Origin of the sequence: Aphanothece hegewaldii CCALA 016 (assembly GCF_003007785.1) — a bacterium.
GTDB lineage: Bacteria > Cyanobacteriota > Cyanobacteriia > Cyanobacteriales > Microcystaceae > Chroococcus > Chroococcus hegewaldii.
In genome coordinates, this window is sequence record NZ_PXOH01000017.1 from 77,200 (window position 1) to 101,312 (window position 24,113).

General features: G+C 39.1%; 7 protein-coding genes. 4 read left to right on the forward strand and 3 right to left on the reverse strand.

Annotated features, from left to right (window positions below; translation table 11 throughout):
* Positions 1-15 precede the first annotated feature (15 nt).
* Together C7H19_RS15425 and C7H19_RS15430 are read left to right on the forward strand one after the other, a co-directional pair.
* The gene (locus C7H19_RS15425) at positions 16-753 is read left to right on the forward strand and encodes a polysaccharide lyase family protein (RefSeq protein ID WP_181280631.1); all 738 of its coding nucleotides are present in this window, start codon (positions 16-18) and stop codon (positions 751-753) included.
* Between the two features lie 142 nt (positions 754-895).
* The gene (locus tag C7H19_RS15430; protein ID WP_106457793.1) at positions 896-1,420 is read left to right on the forward strand and encodes a proprotein convertase P-domain-containing protein; all 525 of its coding nucleotides are present in this window, start codon (positions 896-898) and stop codon (positions 1,418-1,420) included.
* A 60-nt stretch (positions 1,421-1,480) separates the two neighbouring features.
* On the opposite strand, the gene C7H19_RS15435 is transcribed toward C7H19_RS15430, so the two are convergent.
* Positions 1,481-2,488, reverse strand: a complete 1,008-nt coding sequence (locus C7H19_RS15435; RefSeq protein WP_342752300.1) for an IS4 family transposase — start codon at positions 2,486-2,488, stop codon at positions 1,481-1,483.
* 361 nt (positions 2,489-2,849) lie between these two features.
* Here C7H19_RS15435 and C7H19_RS15440 point away from each other — a divergent pair, with 361 nt between their 5' ends.
* Complete coding sequence (locus C7H19_RS15440; RefSeq protein ID WP_106457795.1) at positions 2,850-3,602, forward strand: calcium-binding protein; 753 nt, start codon at positions 2,850-2,852, stop codon at positions 3,600-3,602.
* Positions 3,603-3,680: 78 nt separating this feature from the next.
* Here C7H19_RS15440 and C7H19_RS15445 read toward each other — a convergent pair whose 3' ends face one another.
* Both C7H19_RS15445 and parS read right to left on the reverse strand, forming a co-directional pair.
* Positions 3,681-4,142, reverse strand: a complete 462-nt coding sequence (locus tag C7H19_RS15445) for an RES family NAD+ phosphorylase (RefSeq protein ID WP_106457797.1) — start codon at positions 4,140-4,142, stop codon at positions 3,681-3,683.
* Positions 4,142-4,681, reverse strand: coding sequence for a type II RES/Xre toxin-antitoxin system antitoxin (parS, locus tag C7H19_RS15450; RefSeq protein ID WP_219907659.1), 540 nt, complete (start codon positions 4,679-4,681; stop codon positions 4,142-4,144). Before parS ends, C7H19_RS15445 begins: the two co-directional genes overlap by 1 nt.
* Positions 4,682-4,959: 278 nt before the next feature.
* On the opposite strand from parS, the gene C7H19_RS15455 reads away from it, so the two are divergent.
* Complete coding sequence (locus C7H19_RS15455) at positions 4,960-24,102, forward strand: putative Ig domain-containing protein (RefSeq protein ID WP_106457798.1); 19,143 nt, start codon at positions 4,960-4,962, stop codon at positions 24,100-24,102.
* Positions 24,103-24,113 lie beyond the last annotated feature (11 nt).

Below are 24,113 nucleotides of genomic sequence, written 5' to 3' on the forward strand. Positions count from 1 at the left end.
TGGATGGGCTGGAGTATGCTTTTGCCGACCAATTACAATACACCAGGACGCGAATCTTACACCATCACTCAACAAATGGGATATCAGAATACTTGTTGGGTAAATGCTAATGGCCCCAACTGTAATAACCTGCTTAAATTGCTTGATGGTTCGATTATCCCCTTGAAGGGCGCACCGATTAATGCGCTTAGACCTAGTGTTGATGGAACTCGTCTTGAGTATCACCTTTTTAATTATTTAAGCACCGACTCAGTTAGACGACATCTTTTCGCTCTAAAAATCTTTACCATGCCAGCCATGCTCAATAAGTGGCAAGATTTTGTCATGTATCTCGACTTATCGAGTGACCCCAATGAAGCTCGGTTTAAACTGTGGAAGAATGACAAGCTTTATATTAATGAAGCTGTACGGTTACTGCCTCCAGGTGTGGGAAGTATGGGAGATTGGAAATACGGTGCTTACAATGGTGAACCTGGCAATGGTGAACGAACTCTTTATACCGATGAGCTTCGGGTTGGTGACAGTGCATCCACTTATTTAGATGTTGTTAATCCTGTTAGAAGAGATCGTTTGCTTAATTTATCGATGACTCAAAGTAGTTTAGCTTCAGTTAGCTTTTCGCAATTAGACAGTTTGCCTTCTTTGGCTTCCATGAAGACGATTGAAGCTGAAACTGTCCCTGAACCAACAAATGCGATCGCATATGCGACATTGCTTGGTGGGCTTGGTTTGCTAAAACGAAAGTCAAAATAATCTAAATAGTTTTCTGCACAGAACAACAAAAAGCGAAAAAATTATGCCAACTTTTACTTCAAATACTCCCCTGGAAGGAAACTAGACAAATATGGACAGCCTTTGAGGGTTGTTTCATCGGTATCATAGTTAATCTGTGTAGTTGAAGGCTGTCCATATTTGTCTTTCTTTTTGTGTATCCCTAACAATCGGGGACTATACAGTTACGACATCTAATCTTTCGGTAAGTGGGATCTCAAGCATTAGCGACCTTAATGTAGTTTTGAATATCAGCCACTCATGGAATAGTGATTTGCGGGTTTTTGTGATTAGCCCGACTGGAAGACAAGTCGAGTTATTTTCTGAAGCCGGAATTGGTGGTAAAGGTTTCATCAATACCACTTTAGATGACGAGGTAGGAACCTCAATTAACAACGGTAGTGGTACTTTTTCAGGAACCTATAAACCATTTGGACGGCTTTCAGATTTCGATGGACTCAATGCCACCGGAATATGGAAACTCAAAATTATCGATGCTGCTGAAGGTGATACAGGTAAGCTTAATAGTTGGTCGCTAATTGTTAATGGTACTCCACCCACAGGAAACTTAACTAAATACGGCACATCAGGTAATGACACTCTAACAGGCGGTAGCAGTGGAAAATTTACCTCACGGGGTGACGAGTAGCTGAGAGCTAGAGAATATCTAGCTTTTAGAGCTTTGTGCCACCCAGAAGATGAAGAAGGATTAAGAAGAAAAATTAGTAGCCTTCTCAATTGAAGACATAGCAAGTAACCCTCTTTGATAATGCCGATTATGAGCGGGAGATAAAGCCAATAATTGCTGAATGATTTGGGTACAAAACCTCATGTTTGGCAGCCACATTTGCCCATATAATCCCACCCAAAAATCACTATGCCTGCGGTCTCGTCTTCCTTTTTCGGTTTGACGACTAACGTATTTTTGATAACCCATGTGTTTAATCTTGGCTCCCTGAAAAACGGCACAAGTATAGGCAATGGCAATGACTAAAATTAAAGAACTAAGTCGTTGAGGAGAAGCTTGAGAATCTTCTAAATTATAACCGCCACTCTTACAATCTTTAAAAAGAGCTTCAATCCCCATTCTGGTTCGATAAACGGCTAAAGTTTCGGATAAAGATGATAAATTAGTTAGAATAAACCAACCCTCATCTAAGACTTTACCTCGATATTTTCTCGGCCAACATCCTGTCAAGTTAAATCGACCAAATCCTTTGTTTTTTGTGAATTCAACACTTTGGAAAAAAAGATGAGTTCCTGGTTGCAATCCGAGTTGATTTAATCGACAGTAATCTTTTCCATTACTTCTCATATAAGTGTTCCGCTTTTGTCGAAAAGCAAAAAGTAGGTTCTGCTGTGAGAGCCAATCAGCTAGTTGTGCGCTATGGAATTCTCGATCACTTATAATGACAATCGAGTAATCTTTAAATAACTTGATAGCGGGACTAATTAGAGCTTTTTGCTCTGACCAATTACTGGCTCCTTTTTTTGCTAAACTCTGCCAATAAATTGGGATAGCTCTCTTTTTCCAAATCAGACTGATCATGAATATATTATTCTCTTTCCATTGTGTTCGGTCAATAGCTAAAATTAGTTTTCTTTCTTTTTCAAGAGCGGGAAAAAGCATCACTTTTATGAAAGGCATCCAAATCTTTTCAATATTGAAATGTTTCAAGACAAGGAATTTCTGAATTTTTCGTATAAAAGCTTTCAAATAAAATCGGAAGTGGTAAGCAAGCTGCTAATCTCTCTATCCTTACTTGCTTGTGAACTTGCAGTAGCCAAATTAACAATTGTAATAGCAGGAACTGAGATTTTGAGAGGGATTTTTCCAACAGAAGAAGGTATGATTCTTGTAACATTTTTCGTCTCGGTCTTTCTGAATTTTTTAGACCGAGCTTTTTTTACCATATTTCCCTTGTCTTTGGCTTCTTTTTTCCAAAGAGTACTTCCTTTTCCAAGTAATTTCTCCCTACTCTCTGATTCTCAATAAACCTGTCAATAAGCTCTCATCTTTTTGTCCTTATGAAGCCTTCAATCTTATATATAGACTTCGGTTTGCTTTTAATCACCCCTTGAGAAAATTTACTCTTATTGGTGGTAAGGGGGACGATACCTATATCGTTGACGCGGATGATGTGATCAACGAAAAACCAGGAGAAGGAACGGACACGATCGTTTCTTCGGTTTCTTATGTGATGACGGGTAACTATTTAAACAATCTTACTTTAACAGGAAGTAGTGTAATTAATGGTACAGGGAATAGCTACAACAACGTCATCACAGGTAATACTGCTAATAATATTCTTTCGGGTGGGGCAGGGATTGATACACTCATCGGTGGGACGGGAAATGATACTTACATTATTGACAGTACAACTGATGTCATTACCGAAGTACCGGGAGAAGGAACAGACACGATCGTTTCTTCGGTTTCCTATGTAATGACGGATAACTATCTAAACAATCTTACTTTAACGGGAACGAGTGGGATTAATGCTACGGGAAATAGTTACGATAATGTGATAACGGGCAATACTGCCAACAATATTTTAGTCGGTGGCGGTGGTCTTGATACTTTAACAGGTGGTGGGGGTAGCGATCGCTTTCGGTTTAACGCGAAAAGTACAGGAATTGACCAAATAGAAGATTTTTCCCTTAGTCAAGGCGATCGCATCGAAGTTTCTAGATCGGGATTCGGTGCGTCTTCTGTTACCTCATTTAGCTACAACTCAACGACAGGGGATTTAAGTTTCAACTCAACTGTTTTTGCCGAACTAGATGCTGGTTTAGCTTTTCAAGTTTCACAACAAATCATCCTAATTTAGTTTTTTGTTTACAGGAGAAAAACCATGAGTAACTTCAATTTATTTGTTGAAAATGTTAAGACTTTTCGGAGCCAAATATCATTTCCACATACGGAGATCGAACGAGAAAGGCATCGGTTGGCCGATCTCGATTAACGAAAACTCTGGATGCTCTGGATTGAGTAACACGTTTTCCTCTATGGGAATAACTACCGAGGGGACAAACAGAACCGCGGTTCTGTTCTCTCTAATCCACTTGTCTCCCAAGTCCGCTAAAATCGAGGGAGCTGGATAATCACGCCAATTGGCAGGTAACTCATCTACCGTCAAACGCTCGGTTTTGAGCGTCGCTGGGAGTGTGGCTCGAATGGCGACTAATAAGTTGTCGGCATCTTCGCTCTCCATGTGAACGAAGGTTTCTAAACCAGCCAGAGAAAGAGTACTCGCACAGTAAACCATCGGCGCGCCTTTTCCGTTCCAACGTCCCCCGAAACGCCGCGCACCTTCCCCCGTGAAGGCAGTCGCGGCGTGCTTGTTTTTCGTGATCCGCCAGATGTCCATTAGCTGAAGACACCATACTCAATCCGACCCAGAAGATCGCTCACTTGCAAGGTTCCCGCGTCGGTGTCGAGCAGATCTAGAGGAATAGCACCTCCTAGAGCGCGATTCGGTCGCTTCAGCCAGAGCCGCGCTTTTAACTGGCTTTCAAATACTTCTTCTGCTCCCGCGGCTATACGGGCTATCCTAAATAATCGATCGGAAACCACAGGGTCGAGCAGTTGTTGTCGCTGACATTTTCTTGACACGGTGCGCTCCGAGATCCCCGTCAGCTTAACCAGTTGCTTCCGTGCAATTTCTAAGTAACGCTCTACCTCCCCCACCGTGGTTGGGGGTAAACCTTCGCGCACTTGTAACCGTAAACTACCTGTATCGGTCGGTTGGTCTGCTAATCCCAAAATTGAGGCGATTCGCGATTCGAGTTGGGGATGCACAAAGTCTTGATTCTCATGGACAGCCTTATTAACAGATTTATTCTTTGTGTCATCAGGATTATCCTGACGAAGGCTGTCCATATTTGTCCGATTTTTTTCTAGGGGCATAATTTTATGCTCTTGACATTTGTCTACTATTATAATGCCATTTGTCAGAACAAGCCCCTGGAAGGAAACTAGACATTCAGAGGACAGTCTTGTTGTATTAACCTATTAGTTCCATAACTAAACTGTTGAGATGAAGACTGTCCTCTGAATGTTAAGAGTTTATGAATCCCTGTAAAAATACGCAAAAAATTTTCCGTAAATTCTCGGATGACTAATTATTACAGATAGCATTATTATGCTTTTTTGTACACCTAAGAATAATAGCAAAGCGTTCATCAATGGACAGTGCAGAAATTTTCTTCTTAGACAGAACGTTGCTATTAGTCGCGTCACTCCCTGATGCTTTAAACTTAAGTAATCCTTTTGGAGTCTTGTTGGGAAGCGAAGACAACAGCCTTTTCAAAGAAAAACATTCGCCTCACACTCTCGCTTTCTCTGACCCACTGTACCTAGAAGATAACCCCTTTTCTTTAGAAGAAGATAAATATCAAGAAAACAACCAGAAATTTGCTATAGAATCCAATTTATTTCCCCGTAAATATTCCTCTTTCAACTCTTTAAGCCATACCCTATGGTCACAGAGTGGATTAATTTCATCAAATCTTGATCCCCTCACAGGACTCCGCCAAACTCAGATCAGCCAAAGCCTAAAAAACAACAATACACCAAGACAAAGTTCACTTAATGGACAACTAAAATTTGCCATTACAGCCGAAGGAACAGTAACCGTCAATGGAGGTTCTGACTTTGACGGCGACCCAATTAAACCAGTTGACGATGCCCTCATACATGCAGGGGCAGGATTTACCCTTAACGGACAAGTCATTCTGCCCGTACAGCGAGATGCAGCAGGAAAGCCAATTGTCGATGCAACTGGGCAACCCATATTAGTAAATCAAGCCGTTACCGTAGCTGCAGGCTATCAAGTCGCCAACGTCAGTAACAACAATCGCTACAGTGGCTTACTCCCGCCTCAAATAGTCCCAAAACAAACCGTTAATATTCCCGATTACTTAACACTTAAAACTACTGAACTAAACCGCCACATACCCTCTGGTACAACAGAAGTAATCTTTAAAGCCAATAGCAAACCACTTAATAATGTCACCGACTGGAACCAAAATTTCCCAACGCCTGGAACCGCCACAAACCCCAAAGTCGTAAAAGTAACAGGAGGAGGACTCAATATTCCAGCCAATGTTAACTTAAACCACTACGTCTTAATTATCGAAAATGGCGACATTAACTTTAACGGCAATGGACATAATCTAAATAAGGTCGTTTTAGTCACCAACAACGGTAACATCAACCTCTCTAACGTACAAGCAACGGAAGTAACAGCGCTCGCCTCGAATTCAATAAACATGAACTCTGGAGCCAAATTTGCGGGCTCTAGCTTACTAGCTAATGGCAGTGGCAATATTACCTTTAATGGCGCAACCAAAACCACCACCGATACTGATGCGCTGCGCGTTATCAGTAGCGGACAAATTACTTACAATGGAGCAAGCAACACGCGGGGTCACTTTTTAGCTAACGGTACTTTCACCTTCAACGGTAACTCGACCCTCATCGGTTCAATTTCGACCAAAAATCACATCATCTTCAACGGCGGCGTAACAGTAATTGGAGCAGCTAACCCCTTCGACAACAATGCTCCAGTTGACATATTGCTCAATCCCAATACCATAGCCGAAAATGTTTCAGTTAATACAATAGTCGGAAACCTCAGTACGATCGATCCTAATTCAGGAGACCAACATACTTACGCTTTTGTTCCAGGTATAGGAGATAATGACAACGGAGCTTTTACTCTAATCGGCAATCAACTACAAATCAACAATTCTCCTAATTTCGAGACTCTAAACAGTTATAGTATCCGTGTTCGCAGTACCGATGCAGGTGGGTTGAGTGTCGAGAAAAATCTAACCGTCAGCATCACGAACGTTAACGAAGCACCCACCCTAATTACTCTATCCAACAACTCAGTTGCAGAAAATTCGGCAGCCTGGACAATTATCGGACAGTTAAACACCACTGACCCTGATGCGGGCGAAAACCATACCTATACCCTGATTAACGATGCAGGTGGACGCTTTAGAGTCGTCAACAATCAACTGATGGTCGCTCTTACTGGACTTTTAGATTTTGAAACTCTCAACACCTATACAATTACCGTTCGCAGTACCGATGCAGGTGGACTCTCAAAAAACCAGCAATTTACCATCAGCCTAACAAACGTTAATGAAGCCCCAACTGAATTAACCCTCAACTCCAACACAATAGCAGAAAACAGTCCCAATAACTCCGTCATCGGCAATTTGAACACTAGCGACCCAGATGCAGGAGACAACCATACCTATACTCTCGTCGCTGGTGATGGCGATAATCATAACGCCGCATTTTCAATTGTTGGAAATCAACTGCAACTCAACAATTCTCCAGACTATGAAAGTCAGTCTAGCTATAAGCTGCGTGTTCAAACCACCGATGCAGGAGGGATAAGCCTCTCAAAAGCCTTCACAATTAACGTTACCAATGCCAACGAAGCTCCCCGTCTGACTAGCACAGCTATACTAGGAGCGTCGGTTGGAGAGCTTTACACCTATAACATTACGACAACCGACCCCGACGCAGGAGATTTTCGTACGATTAGTGCCAGTGGCTTACCCTCTTGGTTAACCTTAACGAACAACGGTGATGGCACGGCAACTTTATCAGGTACCCCAACTGAGCAAAATCTTGGAGTCAATAACATAACTTTGACTGTCACTGATGCTGGTGGGCTGAACGACACTCAATCATTTAATCTTACAGTTACATCGGCTCTCATTCTTCAAGAAAATCAAAATTTTAGCTCTTTTCTTAGCCAAGATTTAGTTATTCCGAGCCAACCATCATTATTAAAATTTAAAGTTAATCCGCTCTTCTTCGATCTAAATGATCCAGATTCAATTAATGATGCCTTTGAAGTCAGTCTATTAAACCAAGCGGGCAATTCTTTGGTTCATACCCTTGGACAAGATAGCTTCTTTAATATTACAGAAGGACTGACGGCAGCCAAAGCAATTGGAACGAGTTATGATGCTGCAACTCAAATCATCACTGTTAACCTTGTTGCTGTTGCACCTAATCAAGAAGCAAAATTAGTCTTCCGCTTAGTTAACAATGATAGTGATACAACATCTTATGTGCAGATTCGAGACATTCAATTAATCGATGCACCTAGTGGAACCGAATTACCAACAGGTACTAATACACCTAGTCAGAATGGAACAAATTTAGGCACTCCACTTAATTTAACTAATCTTGTTGATGTTACACCTAGTATACAACTTCAATATCAACGCACCACATTTAATGACCAAACTAATCTACTTTATGCAGAGACAGCAATAAAAAATATTGGTAGCTATAGCATTAGTACACCTTTATTAGTTACCGTCAGAAATATTAGTGATCCGACTGTGCAACTACGCAATCCAGATGGCGTAACATTAGAAGGTATTCCTTACTATGATTTTAGCCATTTAGTAACAGATGGAAAACTGAATGCTCTTGCAACGAGTCAGATAGGACATTTAGTTTTCTCAAATCCCAATCAAGTTCAGTTTACCTATGATGTAGTTGTTTTATCAGTATTAAATCAAAATCCTGTTATTCAAACTCAACCCGATACAGAAATAATAGAAGGACAAGCTTATCAATATGATGTCAATGCGATCGATCCTGATAGTGATACTTTAACTTATAAACTGTTAATTGCGCCACTTGGTATGACAATTAATGCAACAACAGGAATGATTGATTGGACAACGACAACCGCTTCTATCGGTAATCATGTTATTCAAGTAGAAGTTAGTGATGGAGTTGGGGGAATTACACAGCAGACATACACATTATCAGTAATTGAGCAACCACCAAATCGCCCGCCGTTATTTACATCTAATCCAATAGTAGACGCATACATCAATCAACTCTATCAATATGATGCCAATGCGATCGATCCTGATCTAGATTACCCCTTATCCTACAATTTAGTCATCGGGCCTAATGGAATGACTATTAATGCAGGGACTGGACAAATCGAATGGACTCCACCTGCTGTTGTTTTGTTAGGCGATACGGTATTAGGAAGAATTGGGATGAAGGGTGAAAACGATGAATTTACCTTCAGTGGAATGAAGGGACAAAAAATCTATTTTGACCCGTTACAATATTCAGGAAATGAGTATAAATGGCGAGTTGATATTTATAGTCCTAGTGGTCGGAAAATTGTTGACAATATTAACTTTTTATGGTATCAAAATCGATTACTCACTTTAGAAGAAGACGGAAACTATAAAATCATTGTTGACACTCAGAATGAGCAAACAGGAACTTATGGATTTAGTTTAATTGAATCAAGTTTAACAGATGTAATTCCTTTTGATACCATCATTCAAGGAACTTTAAATCCAGGCACAGAAGATGACATTTTCCGTTTTACAGCAAATCAAGGTCAAAAATTATACTTTGACCAACTTAGTAAAAATGGTCAACTGGGATGGACACTTTACAACGAAGCTAATCAAGTTGTAGCGGAAAATAATAACTTTGATGATTTAGAAGTTGATTTAGCCACTACAGGAGAATATATACTTGCTATTCGAGGATATTCAGCTTTTACGACTAAAGTTGATTATTCCTTTACAATTGTTACCCCTGATTTGCTCACTCAACCGTTAACATTAGGTAATATAGTTACTTCAGATATTAGTGAAAAAGGAGAATACGATACATACACTTTCACTGGTAATCTCGGACAGAAAATCTATTTTGATGTTTTAAATCAAGGTAATTCTAACGCAACAAGAGCCGATTTGTACAGTCCAAGTGGCCAGTATATCTTTAATCGTTGGTTGTCTCAACAAGACTCTGACCCAATTACTCTAACAGAAGCAGGACAATATCGATTGATTCTTGATAGTAGTAATGATAAGACAGATATTTATAGTTTTAATCTATTAAATATTAGTCAACCGAGTCCAATAAATTTAGATACAGATGTCACAGGTAATCTAAATTTTGGACAAGGAACCTATTTTTATCAGTTTAGTGGCACAGCAGGACAAAGACTTTATTTTGATACATTGACTAACTCTAATGCTTATTGGAAACTCTATAATTTGGCTAATCAAATTTTAGATTCTAGAGCCTTTAGTGATTATGAATACATTCTGTCTAATACTGATACTTATTTAATAGCAATTCAGGGTTATAGTAATACACCTGTCGATTATAAATTCCGTCTTATTACTCCAGAAATTACTACTACTGTCCTAACTTTAGGAACTCTAACTAATTCTAATCCAATCACCGCAGCAATTAGTGAAAAAGGGGAATACGATACATACACTTTTGTTGGCAATCTTGGACAGAAAATCTATTTTGATGTTCTAAATGAAGGTGGTTCTTATACAACAAGAGCCGATTTGTACAGTCCAAGTGGTCAGTATATCTTCAGACGTTGGTTGTCTCAACAAGATTCTGACCCAATTACTCTAACAGAAGCAGGACAATATTATTTAATTATTGATGGTCGTGAAGAGAACACCAATAATTACAGTTTTAGTTTATTAGATCTTAGCCAAGTAAGTCCAATAAATTTAGATACAGATGTCACAGGCAATCTAAATCTTGGACAAGGAACTTATTTTTATCAGTTTAATGGGACAGCAGGACAAAGACTTTATTTTGATACATTAACTAACTCTAATGCTTATTGGAAACTCTATAATTTGGCTAATCAAATTTTAGATTCTAGAGCCTTTAGTGATTATGAATACATTCTGTCTAATACTGATACTTATTTAATAGCAATTCAGGGTTATAGTAATACACCTGTCGATTATAAGTTTCGTATTATTACACCAGAAATTACTACTACTGTCCTATCTTTAGGAACTTTAACTAATCCTAATCTAATCACCGCAGCAATTAGTGAAAAAGGAGAATACGATACATACACTTTTGTTGGCAATCTTGGACAGAAAATCTATTTTGATGTTTTAAATGAAGGTGGTTTTTATACAACAAAAGCCGATTTGTACAGTCCAAGTGGTCAGTATATCTTCAGTCGTTGGTTATCTCAACAAGACTCTGACCCAATTACTCTAACAGAAGCAGGACAATATTATTTAATTATTGATGGTCGTGAAGAAAACACCGATAATTATAGTTTTAGTTTATTAGATCTTAGCCAAGTAAATACCATTAATCTAGATACAGATATTACAGGTAAGTTAGAGCTAGGACGAGAAACTGATTTTTATAAATTTGACGGCATTTCAGGACAAAAACTCTTTTTTGATTCATTAATCAATGCCACTAATGCTTATTGGACGATTTACAATTTAGCTAATCGTGTTGTTCGTAATGAATACATCACCACTGATTTTGAGGTAACTTTAGACACAACAAATACTTATCTTCTGGCGATTCGAGGTAATAACGGAACACCTGTTGATTATAAGTTTAATGTTAAACAGACGGGCATCAGAACACCAATAACCCCCATAGGAACACCGATAACGATAGGAGATGTCATTAGTGGCTCTCTTAATACCCAAAGTCAAGTTAATAGCTATACCTTTTCAGGAACGGTTGGGCAACAACTCTTTTATGATGCACTAGGAGGTAGTCTATTTTATCTCCGACTCTATGATCCTACAGGACAGGAAATCTTCACTCATGATATTCGGAATGACCGTGCGCCAAATGAGGGGCTTACACTAACAACAAATGGAACTTACCGCATAACTGTCAGTGAGTATCCCTATTCTCAGTTTACTGCTGGTAATTATCAATTCCGATTATTAGATAGAACATCAGCAAGTATTGTCAATCTTGATACAGACATTACAGGCACTTTTGACAATGGTGGTGAGGAGTCAGATACTTATCGCTTGACGCTAACGGAGAATCAATACCTCTATTTTGACTCTTCGGCTGGTAATTATCCGAATGCTTGGATTCTTTATGGACCAGGCGGTCAATACATTACAGGAAATTACCCTTATATATATCAAGACCGTGAATTATTCGTCAATGCTGGGGATTATTGGTTAGTAATGCAGGGTAATGGTTCGAGTAATATTAACTATAATTTACGAATTGTTACTCCAGAGTTAAATACGGCACCGATGACCATTGGTAATACTATCAGTGGCAGTATTAGTGAAGCGGGAGAACAGGATACTTATACCTTCACGGGAACCGTCGGACAACAGTTATTCTATGATGCGTTGGGTGGTGATTACTTTAGACTTAAATTGTTTGACCCCACAGGACGAGAAATCTTTAATACAGATAGTCGTTATGACCGTGTTCCTTACAATGTGTTAGTCTTATCGATGAATGGGACTTATCGTGTCGTGGTTGATGGGGACGGAGAGGCAACAGGAAATTATAAATTCCGATTAATAGATAGAGCATCTTCAAGTATTGTCAATTTAGATACAGACATCGCAGGAACTCTTGATAACGACAGTTTAGAATCAGATACTTATCGTTTTACCATTACAGAGAGTCAATACCTCTATTTTGATGGCATAACTGGAAATTATCCGAATGCTTGGATACTTTATGGAAACGGTGGGCAAAAAATAACTGATAACGATATTAATCGTGACCGAGAACAGTGGTTAAACCCTGGGGATTATTGGTTAGTAATGCAGGGTAATGGTTCGAGTAATTCTAACTATAATTTACGAATTGTTACTCCAGAGTTAAATACGACACCAATGACCATCGGTAATATCGTTACTGGTAGTATTAGTGAAACAGGAGAACAAGATACTTACACTTTTACAGGAACCGTTGGACAACAACTCTTCTATGATGCGTTGGGTGGTGATTACCTTAAACTTAGATTTTTTGACCCGACTGGACGCGAAATCTTCAACGCAGATAGTCGTTATGACCGTGCGCCGCATGATGGGTTAATCTTAAATCTCAATGGAACTTATCGTGTCGTTGTTGATGGGGATGAAGAAGCAACAGGAAACTATAAATTCCGATTATTAGATAGAGCATCTGCAAATATTGTCAATTTAGATACAGACATTACAGGCACTTTTGATAATGGTGGTAAGGAATCAGATACTTATCGTTTTACGATTACAGAAAATCAATATCTTTATTTCGATGGTATAACTGGAGATTATCCGAATGCTTGGATACTATATGGTAATAGTGGACAATACATCACTAGCAAACAGTTTTACCAAAACTACAATTCTTCCTATTACAACGATGAAGAACGTTGGTTAAGTCCTGGTGAATACTGGTTGGTGATGCAGGGCAATAGTTCGAGTAATTCTAACTATAATTTACGGATTGTTACCCCTCAAAAACCCACTACAGCATATCAGAGTGGAACAATTATAACAAATAGCATCAGTGAACAGGGAGAACAGGATACTTACACCTTTACTGGAACTGTCGGACAACAACTCTTTTATGATGCGCTTGCGGGTAGCCCTAATATTACAGCCAGATTATACAGCCCCACAGGGCGGGAAATTTGCAATTATGATGTCCGTAGTGATTTTGGGCCAGACAACGGTTATACTCTTAATGAAACGGGCGTTTATCGTTTAATTATCGATGGAAATGGCGATGCAACGGGTAATTATGGTTTCCGTTTGTTTGACTATTCAGCAGCCACGACCATTACTTTTAATACTGATCTTACAGGAACTTTTGTTAATGGCGGTAAGGCATCAAATACCTATCGTTTTACAGTTGCTCATGATCAGTATTTCTATTTTGATGGAATAACTGGGGATTATCCAAATGCTTGGATTCTTTATGGGAACGGGGGACAGTACGTTACTAGCCGACAATTCTACCAAAATTATAATTCTTCCTATTACAACGATGAAGAACGTTGGTTAAGTCCTGGTAATTATTTCCTAGTTGTTCAGGGTAATGGGGCTACAAATACTAACTATAAGCTACAAGTGGTTACACCAGAGTTAGTTACTCTTCCTTTAACTTTGGGTAATACAGTTAATAGTAATCTTGCTCAAGCTGGTGAACAAGATATTTATACCTTTACGGGTACTGTTGGACAACAACTCTTCTATGATGCACTAATAGGCAATCTTTATCTTAAAGCACGTCTTTATGCACCAAGTGGCAGTTTAGTAGTAGATAAAGATACAAATACTGATTGGAGTCCTTTTACTCTAGCTGAAAATGGGATTTATCGCTTAGTAATCGATGGTTACTTAGAAACAACGGGTAATTATAATTTTATTTTAAGCGATCTCGCTCAATCGGCTCCTCTTACTTTCGACAATGCTATTACTGGAACGTTAAATCTTGGCAATCAAGTTAATTTCTATCAGTTTACAGGCAATACGGGACAAAGATTAAAATTCGCTCTATCTACAACGGCTTGGAATGGAGCCAACTGGATACTATATGATCCTAATAGTGGAATCGTCAAATCACCCACAGCAAATAGTCCTGATTTTGAAGCCACTCTCGCTTCAAATGGCATTTATACTCTGGCAATCATCGGTAATAGTAATAATCTTGTTGATTACACTTTTCAAGTTAGCAAGCTGATAACGACTCCTGTTACAAATACTGGTTTAAATAATATACAAAGTGGTAATTTGAGTGCAGGACAAATCATCGATTATAATTTTACCGTTAATGCAGGAACACTTGTTCTTTTTGATAGCCAACATCCAGTTTGGGATTACAGTAGCAAAGTGCAAATCTTTAACCCAGATGGTACTCTAGTATTTAGTAATCAGGAAGCTAGAAATGATCGTCTTGTCTGGTTAGAGCAATCAGGTAATTATAAATTACAACTTTATGGATATTATTTATCGAGCGCGGTTAACTATCAATTTAACTTACTTGAATTTCCGAGAAATTTTGGTTCTCCAAATGCCAATTATGTAGGAATTGGTAATGTTAACTCAGGAACGCTTAATGACAAAGCAGGAAAAGTTTATACATTTGATGGTATTGCTGGTCAGAAAATTCTTTTAAATACCATTGCAGGTTCTAATTGTTCTGTTAATCTTTACGATTATAATGGCAGAGCGATTTTTACAGGAATTAATTTAGATTGGTCATCTGATAGTTTACCAATTACCTTAACTCAAAGTGGATTGTATTATTTATTGGTACAGAATAATTCAACAGTTAGCTGTGATTACTCCTTCCAAATTCTCGATTTAAAAACAGCACCAGACATTAATTATGGTCTGCCTTACGTTGGTTCTATTAATAATGGTCAACAAAGTCGCTTCTTTAAACTAAAAGCTAATGCAGGAGAACGACTTTACTTTGATAGTATTTTTTCAACTCCATCGAGTTATTGGACAAATTATCATTGGAAATTATTTGATAATGGTAATAATCAGTTATTCGATACCTATCAGAGTTATGACACAGAAGTTGTTATCCCTACAACAGGAGAATATTTCCTCTATCTCCAAGGTGGAGAAAATTTAGGACAACTCAACTACAATTTTAAAGTCGTTCGCACTCTCAAACCCATTGCAGATGTCCTCCTTCCAGGAACGGGCGAATCTTCCAGTAATAATGCCGACGCACTCGGATTATTCCCGGTTAAAATAGCGGTTAAAGATACACAGGGTACCACCACTATACAAGAATTCAAACTCCGTCTATGGCCGAGTCCTGAAAATGGTAATCCTGTTATTATTAGCACTCCTAAAACTCGTTTTGCGCTAGTTGATCAGATCTATCAATATCAGCTACAAACTATCGATCCCGATCACGACCATTTAGTTTATCGCCTTTTAGATGCACCAAATGGCGCATTTGTCAATAATGATAGTGGGGAAATATTATGGACTCCTGAAGCAAGTATTATTCCTGGTAGTCAGTTCAATTTCCAAGTCGAAGTATCAGACAAAAGAGGGGGTAAAGATATTCAGACTTTTACGGTTGAAGTCTATAACAATTTAGGCAAGATTCAAGGAGCCGTATTCGATGATCGTAATAACAATGGTTATCGAGATACCGCTTTAATTGAAGGAGAGCGACCAGATATTGTTTTTGCTATTGATATTTCAGGTAGTACTGGAGGACGATCTATTGATTGGACGACAACGGATTTAGAAACTTTTACGCAAGCTTATTATACAATCCTTGATATGGAATTAGCAACTGTATTAGCTTTAACTGAACAGTTGATCCTTCAAGAGCGTGGAAATACTGTAAAAATTGGTCTTGTTTTTTGGGATACAGAAGCATATTTAGCTGATCTCAATCCAGCCGAATCGGGGATACAGGTATATACAACTGCTTTAGCTGATCATAATAACAATGGCATTCTCGATCTTAAAGAAGCTTTAAATCAAGCTAATGGTGGTGGTGGAACAGATTTTACACCTGGTTTGATTGCAGCAAAAGGAGTTTTAGATGCTTCAAATGGAACTCCTAACATTATTTTTATGTCTGACGGTTTTGGAAATGTTGATGAAGGGGTTGTGGCTGAACTTCGTGCTGCAGGAGTCAAGCTCACTGCCTTTGGCATAGGTAGTAATGCAGGAATAGAACAACTTAGAAAAATTGACCCAAATGCTATTAAAGTAACTGATTTTAAGGAATTAATTGATATTTTTGGTGGGTGGAATTTTCGGGATTCTACAGAGCCTTTTTTAGAAAATATTACTGTTTATTTAGACTTAAATAATAATGAAGTTTTGGATGAGCTTGAACCTCGACAAGTTACTAAACAGGATAATAGTAATTCGATTTTAGGTGAAAGTCCTTACTATTTTACTTTTGATAATCTTTTACCTGGTACTTATACCGTCAGACAAGTTATCCCAAATGGGACTCAACAGACAACACCAAAATCTGGCTCTTTTATAGATACAGTTACAGTTACAGGTGGTGAAACCTTTAGCCATTTGTTTGGACTTAATAAAATTAGTTCCCCACCCAATCAAAATCCTTTCTTCCTTAGTCAAATTTCCTCTTTCTTTATAAATGTAGGAGAAATTGTCGTCGAGCAAGCGTTTGCCCAAGATTCTGATGCGGATGAATTATCCTATGATTTACCTTTACATCCATTAGGAATGACTATTGATGCTCAAACTGGAACTTTAGTTTGGAAACCGCAGCGAGAACAAGTTGGGCATTTTAACGTAATCTTGCGTGTCAAAGATGGACGAGGTGGTTTTGCGTTGCAAACATTTTCTATTAATGTTAATTCTGTTAATACCCCACCGATTTTTACCTCAACTGTTCCTGAAAATACAAATGCTCAAGTCGGAAAAGTTTTTCATTATCAAGCAATGGCACTTGATCCTGATGGTGATACTTTAACTTATTCTCTCGTTTCTGGTGCGCCAAATGGCATTGCAATTAATGCTCAAACTGGGTTAATTACTTGGACACCTAATTCATCGCAACTCGGAAGCCAAGAATTTACCGTTAAGGTATTTGATGTTCAAGGAGGAGAAGCTTTACAAAAAGTTCTTTTGGTAGTTAAAAATGCCACATCGAATCAAGCACCGATCATTATTTCAATTCCTCGTACTCAGTCGAGTGTAGGAAATCGCTACTACTATGCTTTGAGTGCAACAGATCCCGATGGAGATTTACTAACTTATAGTTTAGCAACTGCTCCTGCTGGCATGACGATCTCCGATGGCGTAATTATTTGGAAACCTACGGCAACTCAATCGGGTGAGCATACTATTAAAATTAGAGTAAATGATGGTAATTTATTTGTTGAGCAAACTTATCTACTGACGATTGCTAATCAAAGTCTTAACCGCGCACCAAATATTACTTCTGCACCAAATTTAGTTACTAATTTAGAACAGATCTATAATTATAATCTCTCTGGACAAGATCCCGATGGCGATGTATTGTTCTGGAGTTTAGTGCAAGCTCCGGAGGGAATGGTTATTGATGCTCAAACGGGGGCGTTACGTTTTTCAGCGCAAAGTGATCACATAGGGAGACACGCAATAATTGTCAGACTATTCGATAATTATGGAGCATATACCACACAAGAATATACTCTCACGGTTAATGGAACGAATACACCAACCAACATTGTATCTACGCCGATTACACGCGCTTCGCTCTATCAGACGTACACCTATACAGTGGTGGCGATTGACCCCGAAAATAGCCCGATTACTTACAGTTTAGGACGTAAACCGAATGGGATGACCATTGACCAAACAGGTCGGATTCAATGGACACCGAACCAAACGGGAACTTATGAGATCGATGTACTCATCTCTGATGCAGTCGGGGCAACTACTAAACAAACTTATCAGCTAGTTGTTGGTACACAAATTATCAATCAAGCTCCAATAATTACTTCCACTCCTAGTTTTAGAGCTAATGTTGGTAGTACTTACACCTATCAAGTAACAGCATCAGATCCTGATGGACAAGCTCTTACTTATCAACTATTAGAAGCACCACAGGGAATGACTTTAGAAGCAACAACGGGATTATTGCAATGGACAAATCCTCTAACGGGTAATTATCAAGTTGTCGTAGCCGCCTTCGATCTTGAAGGGTTAGGTGCAATGCAGAGCTATCAGCTTACAGCCAAAGTGAACAGTTTACCTGTAATTGGGTCAACTCCACCGCTTCAAGCGATCGTTGGTCGTGTATATCGCTATGATCTGATTGCCTCCGACCCCGATGGTGGTCAATTAACTTATCGTCTTGACCCTTCATCAATTAATAAAGGAATCGTTATTGATTCACTCGGTCGTTTATCTTGGACTCCGACAACTTCTAATCTAGGAACTCATAACATTACTATTACGATTTCCGATCAATCTGGAGCATCAATTGAACAGAATTTCAAGCTTGACCTTTTAGCTGATACAATAAGCCCCAAAGTTTCTCTTATCGCCAGTCAGCAGCCTGTAAATAAAGGGGAATCGGTGACACTAATTGTTACAGCTACCGATAACATCAGAGTCAAATATCTTAACTTAACCCTCAACGGCCAAGCAGTAATCAGAAATGCCAATGGACTTTATACTTTTACACCTAACCAAGCGGGTCAGATAACCGCGATCGCTACTGCTATCGATGAGGCGGGCAATCAATCCACAGCGATAATAAGTCTTGAAGTGCTTGACAAGAGCGATGTCACGGCTCCCGTCATCGATTTGCCGTTACTAGCTAACAGAACTTTCACCGCACCGACTGAAATCATTGGTACAGTCACCGATAATAATCTTTTATACTATAGCCTAGAGGTTGCACCAGTTGGTACAGAAGACTTCCGTGAAATATTCCGAGGAACTAAGACTGTAGCGGATGGGAGCTTAGGGACTTTCGACCCTTCGCTGCTCTCCAATGATGTTTATACCCTCAGACTCAGTGCGACTGATGCTGGAGGCAATACTGTTTTTATTGATGAAACGGTTAACATCGAAGGGGAATTGAAACTAGGCAATTTCCAATTATCCTTTACCGACTTAGCTCTTTCTGTTTCGGGGATTCCGATTACAGTTACGAGAACTTATGATACGCTAACTGCTAACGAGCGAGATGATTTTGGCTATGGCTGGCGCTTAGAGTTCAGAGATACTAATTTGCGGACGAGTTTAGGACGAGATCGAGTCTATGAGCAGTTTGGGATTCTCAGTAAGGGCTTCAAAGCTGGAGATAAGGTTTACATCACTTTACCAGGAGGTCTTCGAGAGGCTTACACTTTCCAACCCGAATTAGATCGATTGGGCGGTTATTTACTCGATTTAAATGGCAATGGTGGGCTGTGGCATCCTAAATTCGTCTCACAATCAGGGTCTAAAAATACGCTCTCCGTGTCCGATGTCCTGTTAACCCTCACTGAAAGTGGACAGTATGCGGGATTGGCGGGTTTACTCTATAATCCCATCGACCCATATTTTAGTGGCCAGTATACTTTAACTACTCTTGAAGGCATCATCTATGAGATCGAGGCAGCAACAGGGGATCTGTTGACGGCAACCGATACGAATGGCAATCAATTAACTTTCTCTGATGCGGGCATAGAAAGCAATAGCGGGGTTGAGGTCAAATTCGGTCGGGATGCTGTAAACAGAATTACCTCGATTACAGATCCGATGAACAACGTGATTCGTTATGAGTATGATGCGGAAGGGGATTTAGTTAAAGTTACAGATCGAGAAGATAATACGACCAAATTTGAGTATAACAATATCCACGCTCATTATCTTGATCTGATTGTTGATCCCCTAAATCGAGAAACAGTACGAACGGAGTATGATGAGAATGGTCGCTTGAAAAAGATTATTGATGTTAATGGTTCTGATGTCGAACTGGTTTATGACTTAGAAAATTCAGTTCAAACAGTTAAAGATGTCTTCGGTAATCCCACGACTTATGTTTATGATGAACGAGGAAATATTGTTCAAAAGGTTAATGCGCTCGGAGGTATTACTAAGCGTACTTTTGATGATAACAATAACTTGCTTTCCATAACTGATAGCTTAAATCACACAACAAAATATGCTTATGATAGCAAGGGTAATATCATCTCGATTACAGACTCATTAGGCAACACAGCTTATTACACTTACAACAATTTTGGACAGGTTATTAGTAGAACTGACCCTTTAGGTAACACAATCAGCTATACCTACGATAGTCGAAGAAATCTTGTCAGTACGACTAATCCAGAAGGACAATCTGTTCACGAAACTACTGATAAATTCGGAAATACTACATCTATTATTGATGCTCTTGGTAATGTTACTCAATTTGAATATGACGCTCGGAGTAATGTTACTCGCCAAATTGATACATTCGGGAATGAAACAATATATACCTATGACAATAATGGTAATCAACTAACTGAAACTGTTAAAGTAACAACTCCTAATGGCTTACAAACACTAACTACAAATTGGACTTACGATACTGAAGGTCGAGTCATAACCAAAACTGACCCCGCAGGAAACGTGATTCGACAAGAATACGATGCTTTGGGCAATTTGGTAGCAATAATTGAAGAAAGCATGAGTAATCGTCGCACCGAATATCGTTATGACGAAAAGAATCAACTAATAGAAACGGTATACCCTGATGGAACATCAGAGAGAATTTTTTACGATGAAGCGGGTCGGAAAATTAGCGAAATCGATCAAGCAGGTCAAATCACTCACTTTATCTATGATGCTCTAAATCGTCTAATTGAAATTATCTACCCCGATGATACTTCCAATGACCTCACTGACAATCCTAGAACTCAAACAGAATATAACGCAGTCGGTCAAGTAGTTGCTTCTCTTGACGAACGAGGTAATCGTACTGAATATGAATATGATGCGGCGGGGCGTCGTATTCTGCAACGTAATGCTTTAACTAATAAAACCATTTATACTTATAATGCCATAGGATCGCTACTGACCGAAACAGATGCGCTAGGAAGAACAACAAGTTATGTCTACGATCCAGAAGGACGTAAAGTCGAAACTCGCTTTGCCGATGGTACATCGATTAAAACGGACTACAATGCTTTAGGACTTAAAATAGCTGAAACCAATCAAGCTGGTAATACAACTCGTTTTACTTACGATGTCTTAAATAGATTAAGTGAAGTTATTCATCCAGACAACACTCCCAACGACCTTTCAGATAACCCTAGAAATAAGACGGAATACGACGAACTTGGTCAAGTTATTGCTTCTATTGACGAACGGGGAAATCGTCAAGAGTATGAATATGATCGAGTCGGTCGTCTCATCGAATCAAGAAGTGACTGCCTTTGCCGTCGTAAAATCTATACATACGATGCGGCAGGCAACCGTCTCACCGAAACAGATCCTTTAAATCATACTACTCAATTTGTTTATGATCAATTAAATCGTTTAATTAAAACTCAATTTGCCGATGGAACCTATACGACCACTACCTATGATTTACTAGGACGGGCGATCGCATCTACTGACCAAGCTAGCCAAACGACAGTATTTGAGTATGATGCACTCGGTCAGCTAACTGCCGTTATTGATGCACTCTTACAAAGGACAGAATATAGCTATGATCTAACTGGTAATCTCATTCAAATCAAAGATGCCAATCATCATTCTACGCAGTATGAATACGATGCGCTCAATCGTCGTACAGATACCATCTTATCGATGGGACAGCGTTCAACCACCACTTACGATGCAGTGGGTAATGTAGCCAGCACTACTGATTTTAATAGCCAGACGATTACCTATCAATACGATGCACTCAACCGCATGATAACCAAACAATTCCCTGATACAACTGCTATCAAATACACCTATACTCCGACGGGTCAGGTGAAAAGCATCTTTGATGAGCGAGGCGGCACAACGACCTATGATTATGATGTCCTCTCACGACTGATTGAAAGAATTGACCCAGATCAGCAATTCATTCGCTACTCCTATGATGCTGCTAGTAACCGAACTGCTATCATAACTGCTAGTGGTACGACTACTTATAGTTATGATCGTTATAACCAGCTTCAGACCGTCACTGCTCCCAATGGTGGAATAATCTCATACACATACGACAAAGCAGGTAATCTCATCCAAACTGAATTGCCTAACAACACAGTAGAGACTCGCCAATATGATGATCTAAATCGATTGGTTTACTTAGAAAACAAACAAGTTGGTGCAGAGATTATTTCTAGCTATCGTTATACTCTAGACTCGGTTGGCAATCGCCTGAAAGTTGAAGAAAATAATACTCGTCAAGTCAATTATACCTACGACGCTCTCTATCGATTGCTTGACGAAAAAATTACTGATGCAGTAGCTGGAAATCGCAATATTGACTACACTTACGATGCGAGCGGAAATCGACTAACTCGTAATGATTCAGCCGAAGGACTGACCACTTACACTTATGACAACAATGATCGATTGTTAAACGAGACGTTAAATGGACAAGTGACCAGCTACACATATGATCACAATGGTAATACTTTAACTCGCACCAACTCTATTAGCCAAACGGTTTATAATTGGGATTATGAGAATCGTTTGATTGAGGCAGAAATTTCCACCTCGACGGGTACAACTCAAAACAGGTATCAGTATAACTCTGAGGGAATTCGCATTGCTGCGACCGTCAATGGACAGGAAACCCGCTACCTAATTGATGCTAATCAAGCAATAGCTCAGGTGATCGAAGAGTACAATCCTAATGGTACTGTTCAAGCTTCTTATGTCTACGGACGGGACTTGATTTCTCAGACTCGAAACGGAGTAACATCCTTCTATCACGTTGATGGAATAGGTAGTACAAGAATATTAAGTGATGTTAATGGTCTTGTAACGGATAGTTACAATTATGATGCTTACGGTCAGCAAATCCAGTCTACAGGTAATACGGTTAATAATTACCTCTACACGGGCGAACAATTCGACCCGAATTTGGGTGATTACTACCTAAGAGCGAGGTATTACAATCCTAGTGTGGGAAGGTTTACAGCCAGAGATCCATTTGAGGGATTAACAAGCGAACCTCTATCTCTAGCTAAGTATCCATATGTTCATAGTAATCCTGTCAATTTTACAGATCCGAGCGGTTTGTTTATTCAAGAAACTTCCATTTCTGTAACTATACAAACTCTATTAGCAACGACGGCATATGCTATGCTACTTAGACCAATAGGAAAATTTCGAGAATTTGATACAGACGATGCAGTCGTTCCTGGCTATTTGAAAGATCTTAATCATGACGGAGTTAATAAATTTCTTAAAAACGCTATTACCAATTCCCAGTATCAAGTTGTCAAGAAAAAAGTTCAAGAATGCAATGGAACACAAGGCTCTGGTAACTGCGATCTATTTGGATTTCCTGTTATTGTTTGGGGTTTAGATCTGCCAGAAATTCACAATCATACTCGTGATGCTATCAGTCAAGGTAAACCATCATTTTTAGCTCGTGCTGCTGAGGTTAATGAATTCAACAAACTAATATCACCATCAATCTGGTCACGACTACATCCTCAAGGTCTTAAAAAATTATATCCTAGTGGAAAAGAATTTGATGCTAATTGGTATGACTTTACGCCAGAATGTCCTTGGGATAATAGTAATCCAAAAGCTTCCTATAAAGCTGCGAAAGGACTTGCTTGCGATGAATATCCTTACCACTCAACTTTACAAGGAGCGTGGATAAATTATAAACAAGGAAACGTTTCTCTAAGACGAGTTGATTTTGCTCAAAATCAGCAACAAGGCGACTGGTTAGCTAATTTTTACTACAATGCTGGTGTAGCAAGATTAGATCCTTACTCTAGCTGGTTTGGTGTAAAAACTACTAATAGTATTCCTTCATATTGGATAAATAAATGGGGGAAAGAATATTCGATGGGCGGTACAAATTTATTCCCTGATTTTTAGAATTAAATTTA